A 5,221-nucleotide genomic window follows, 5' to 3' on the forward strand; every position below is an offset into this window, starting at 1 on the left:
CGGCGCCCCCACTGGGACGGCCGCCGCGCACCATCGTCGGCATGACCCGCGGCACCCAGCGCGAGCACATCGTCCGCGCGACCCTGGAGTCCATCGCCTACCAGACCCGGGACATCGCCGAGGCGATGGAGGCCGACTCCGGCGTCGAGACCACGTCGCTGCGCGTCGACGGCGGCGCCGTCAAGAACAACTTCCTCTGCCAGCTGCAGTCGGACATCATCCAGACGGACATCGTGCGCCCCCGGGTGGACGAGACGACGGCGCTCGGCGCGGCCTACGCCGCCGGGCTCGCAGTCGGGTACTGGGACACCCTCGACGAACTCCGCTCGAACTGGCAGGTCGACGAGTCCTTCGAACCCGAGATGGACGCCGAGGAGGCCGACAGGAAGTACAGCCGATGGGGCGACGCCGTCGAGAAGTCCCTTGACTGGGCCCGAGAGGACTGACGTGGACGAACCAACCCTGGCGGGTGAACGGCGACCCGGCCGCGAACCCGTCAGTTCCGACGGTGGACGGGCGGGAACGACCCCGGCCCTTTTTACTGTGTGGCTGGTACCGCTGATAACGAACGCCCCGATTCCACATGGACATCGACGCGAGGATTGAGCGGCGACGGCGACGGGACGAAGGCCCCCGCCTGGTGCAGGACTACGAGTCACTGTCCCCGGTCGCACACATCGAGGAGCCGTCCGACCGCGGGCCCGTCCTCGAGCAACTGCTGGACCACCTCGACCCGGTGTTCGACGGTCGCTTGCCGCCGAACGCCTACGTCCACGGCCCGTTCGGCTCCGGGAAGACCGCCATCGTCACGGCGCTGTTCAGCCACCTCACCGAGCTGTCCACGCGAGCGCAGTCAGTAATCTACACCAGCACGCGCGCGGAGTCCACGAGCGCGCCGGAGTTCGTCTACGTCGACGTCCGGGAGACGACCAGCGAGTTCGCGTTCTACCACAACGTCCTCGACGCGCTCGTCGAGGAGTCCGTGCCCGAACACGGCATCGGGACGGCCGAAATCCGCACCCGACTCCACGACGTCCTCAGAGCGTCGCGTGCTGGCGTCGTCGTCGGCGTCGACCACGTGAGCGACCCCGACGGCATCGACAGCGGCGACCTCGTCGGTCTGTTCGCGGGACTGCCGAGCAACGTCAGCTGGCTCGCAATCGGCCGCGAGCGCCCGAGGACGTCGCGTTGACCGAGTACACCGCCCGCACCATCGGCGTCGAAGCCTACCAGCGCCAGATGCTCGTGGACGTGTTGATGACGCGCGCGTCGGCCGGCCTCTCGCAGCGAGCGCTCGACCACGACCTGGCGCGCCGCATCGCCGACTGGGCAGACGGGAACGCTCACGACGCGCTCACCGCGCTGTTCGTCGCCACCGACCACGCGAACGCCGCCGAGCGACAGCGGCTCACAGACGCGGACGTCACAGCGGCGCTCGCGGAGATTCCCCAGCCGTCCGTCTCGATGGGACGCGTGCTCGCGCTCCCCCAGAACAAGCAACTGGTCCTCCGTGCGCTCGTCGACCTCGAGGACGGTGACCGCGCGTCGGTCGCCGCGACCACGGAAGCAATCAGCGGGGCGCCGGACGTCGACCTCTCGCGGGGCACGGTCAAGCGGTACCTCTACGAGATGGCGGAAACCGGCGTCGTCGAGCGCGTGCAGGCGGACGCCGGCGCGGGGAAGGGGCGGCCGCCGAGTCGCGTCGAACTCCGGTTCTCGCCGACCGCGTTCCGGCGGCTCTACGACCTCCAGCAGTAGCGACAGGGGTTCGCGAGCCCCGGCCCGGTCCGCCCGGCCCCGCCAGCGCCGCCACCGAAGCACGTATTTGTTCACTGTCGCAATGGCGAGTGTGAGTATAGAAGACGGCGACCGAGTGCAGCTCGGGTACGTCGGGCGCTTCGAGGGCGGGAGCGTGTTCGCGACGTCCGACTCCGAGGTCGCCAGCGAACACGGCCTGACCGAGGCGCAGGGCAAGGGTCCCGAGGAGTACGGGCCGCTGTCGTTCACCGTCGGGCGCGGCGAGGTCATCGCGGGCCTCGAGGAGGCCGTCGTCGGGATGACCGTCGGCGAGGAAGCGACCGTAACGGTTCCGCCAGAGCAGGCGTACGGCGACCGCGACCCGGAGCACGTCCGGGAGTACGACCCGGAGACGTTCGAGGGGATGGTCGGACGCCCGCCCGAGGTGGGTCTCCACGTCGAAGCCCGGAACGACCGACACGGCGACGTCGTCGCCGTCTCCGAGGACGCCGTTACCGTGGACTTCAATCACGAACTCGCGGGGAAGACGCTCGTCTTCGACCTGGAGATTCTGGCAGTCGAGTGACGGCCGGGCCGCGTGGCGAGGGGCGACGCGGCTCGCGATGATACGACAGCGTAGCGAACGCGCGGGAGGCTGACTCCCCCCATCGCCTGTGGGCTCCAGATCGACGCACTGAACCCCAGAAGCGGCCGCAAGGAGGGCGGAGAGCCGGGAGAGGGGCCGATGATGTTCCGCACCAAATATTTACGTAGTGGTAACTGCAACGACCCGTCAATACGCGGTATGATAGCTATTGACAGTGCCCTGCACTGGGCGAACGCGCTGGCGCAGGTGGTCCCCAGAGGGACGCGGGCGTACGTCTTCGACCGCATCTACACCGTGTTCCTCCTGCTTGGGACGCTCGTCGGCATCGTCGTCATCGCGTACATGCTCCACAAGGCGTACAAGTACCGGGCGTCCCGGGCGAGCGGCGACGACTACGACCGCCCGGAAGTCGGGGAGCTCCCCGAGGGCGGCGGGGGCGGACGCAAACTGTTCGTGTCGTTCGCGCTCAGCGCCATCATCGTCATCTCACTGATCTCGTGGACGTACTTCACGCTCCTGTACGTCGAGAACCCGGACGACGCCACCGAGGAGGAACCCCTGGAGATCGAGGTGGTGGGCAACCAGTTCTACTGGGAGTTCGTCTACCCGAACGGCTACACGGAACGCGGGACGCTGCGCGTCCCCGAGGACAGGCGCGTGCAGTTGACGGTGACCTCCGAGGACGCGTTCCACAACTTCGGCATACCTGAGTTGCGAGCGAAAGCCGACGCAATCCCGGGCGAGGAGACGAGCACGTGGATGATGGCTGACAACACCGGCACCTACGAGGCGCACTGCTACGAGCTGTGCGGCTCCGGACACTCCTACATGGACGCCACCGTCGAAGTGATGGAGCCAGCCGACTACCAGGAGTGGTACGCAGACACCCAGAACGAGAGCTCGGCGACCGACGAGACGGCGAGCGCGAGCGTCGCGCTCGCGGAGGTGTGACGAATGACGACTGACCCACAACCAGGAGACGACGCGAGTACCGCCGACGAACCGGACGAGCGAACACGGACCGACGACGGCGTCACGGACGAACCGGACGGACGTGCGCGAACCGACGGCGGCGTCACCGACGATCCAGACGAGCAGGCACGCACCGACGGCGGCGTCGCCCACGAGGACGCCGCCGAGGACCACGACGACCACGCGTTCCCACCGACGAGCACGGTGAAACGCTGGTTCGTCACGACCAACCACAAGGACATCGGCCTGCTGTACCTCGTCACGTCGCTCCTGTTCCTCGCGATGGGGGGAATCCTGGCGCTGCTGGTGCGCACCCAGCTGTGGGTACCGCGGGCGCCCGGCACCGGGCCGCTGTCGCAACTGGCGTACAACCAGGCGGTGTCCATCCACGGCCTCGTGATGGTGTTCTGGTTCCTGTCGCCGTTCGCGTTCGGGTTCGCGAACTACGTCGTCCCCCTCCAGATCGGCGCGAAGGACCTCGCGTTCCCGCGGCTGAACGCGCTCAGCTACTGGCTGTACCTCGCATCGGGCATCCTCCTGGGCGTGTCGTTCTTCCAGGGCGGCTCGTTCGCCGGCGGGTGGACGATGTACGCGCCGCTGAACCTCCCGACGTTCACGCCGAGCGTCGGCGGCAGTTCCGCCATCCTCGCGCTGACGCTGTTCGTCGTCTCCGTCACCGTGGGGTCGGTGAACTTCCTGACGTCAATCCACCGGATGCGCGCCGAGGGGTTGACGCTGCGCCGCCTGCCGCTGTTCACGTGGACCATCCTGCTGACGGTGTGGATGATGCTGTTCGCGTTCGCGGCGCTGCTGGCCGCGCTGATGATCCTGTCGGCGGACCGGCTGCTCGGCACGACGTACTTCGCGACGGAGGCAGCCAACGGCGCGCTGCTGTGGACGCACCTGTTCTGGTTCTTCGGCCACCCCGAAGTCTACATCGTGTTCTTCCCGGCGGTGGGCGTGATGGCGGAGACGTTCCAGACGTTCACGGGCCGGCGCATCGTCGGCCGGAAGTGGTTCATCGCGGCGATGGTGCTGGTCGCGCTGCAGAGCTTCATCGTCTGGATGCACCACATGTTCCTGACGAGCATCAACCTCCAGATCAAGACGCTGTTCATGGCGACCACCATCGGCATCTCGCTGCCGTTCGACCTGATGGTGTTCGCGCTCATCTACACGATGGTCAAGGGCAGAATCAGGTTCAAGACGCCGTTCCTGTTCTCCTTCGGCGGCCTGCTGTTGTTCATCCTGGGCGGCATCACCGGCGTGTTCCTCGGCGCCGTCGTCCTCGATTACGAGTTCCGGGGCACCTACTGGGTCGTCGCACACTTCCACTACGTGATGGTGGGGGGTGCTACGGCCCTCGTCGGCGGGCTCTACTACTGGTATCCGAAGATCACCGGCCGGATGTACGACGAGTTCCTCGGGAAGTTGCACTTCGCGGTGTACTTCGTCGGGTTCAATCTGCTGTACTTCCCGATGTTCGTCGCGTGGGAGACGCCGCGGCGGAACTTCGCGTACGAGGCCGGGATGACGACCTGGCACCAGCTCGCGACCATCGGCGCGGTGGTGTTCGGCGCGTCGTTCATCATCATGTTCTACAACTTCGTGAAGTCCGCGTACGCGGGCGAGGTGGTCGGCGACAATCCGTGGGAGTACTCCTCGACCGCCGAGTGGGCGGTCCCGTCGCCGCCGCCGCTCGAGAACTTCCCGGGGTTGCCGAGCTACGGGAGCGGCCGCCTGGAGTTCCTCACCGGCGACGGTGAAACCGCGGTAGAGGCCCCGTCGCCGACAGCGAGGACGCTGGCGAGCCACTCATCGTTCACGCGCCCGAGAATCCGGCGGCGCAGTGCTACCGCGAACTCGGCTACGAACTGCTCGACGAGTCGCCGCCGCTGTCGTTCC

The 5,221-nt window shown here is 67.4% G+C and carries 3 protein-coding genes and 2 pseudogenes; all 5 read left to right on the forward strand.

Annotation, left to right across the window (positions count from 1 at the left end; genetic code table 11):
• A pseudogene (locus GRX66_RS16420) lies at positions 1-446 on the forward strand (FGGY-family carbohydrate kinase); the annotation flags it as partial.
• 137 nt (positions 447-583) lie between these two features.
• Positions 584-1,758 (forward strand): annotated as a pseudogene (locus tag GRX66_RS20850) (Cdc6/Cdc18 family protein).
• Positions 1,759-1,849: 91 nt separating this feature from the next.
• Positions 1,850-2,323, forward strand: a complete 474-nt coding sequence (locus GRX66_RS16430) for an FKBP-type peptidyl-prolyl cis-trans isomerase (RefSeq protein ID WP_325064161.1) — start codon at positions 1,850-1,852, stop codon at positions 2,321-2,323.
• A gap of 219 nt (positions 2,324-2,542) precedes the next feature.
• Positions 2,543-3,295 (forward strand): cytochrome c oxidase subunit II, encoded by a 753-nt coding sequence (coxB, locus tag GRX66_RS16435; protein ID WP_159527487.1) that lies wholly within the window; start codon positions 2,543-2,545, stop codon positions 3,293-3,295.
• Positions 3,296-3,298: 3 nt separating this feature from the next.
• Positions 3,299-5,221, forward strand: a 1,923-nt coding sequence (locus GRX66_RS16440; RefSeq protein WP_233745593.1) for a cytochrome c oxidase subunit I, incomplete at its 3' end; no start/stop codon positions are given.

The organism is Halobacterium bonnevillei, assembly GCF_009831555.1.
Lineage (GTDB): Archaea > Halobacteriota > Halobacteria > Halobacteriales > Halobacteriaceae > Halobacterium > Halobacterium bonnevillei.

Excerpts from the sequence above, each read along its gene's own strand:
- coxB (WP_159527487.1), top strand. The coding sequence starts at position 2,543 with ATGATAGCTATTGACAGTGCCCTGCACTGGGCGAACGCGCTGGCGCAG.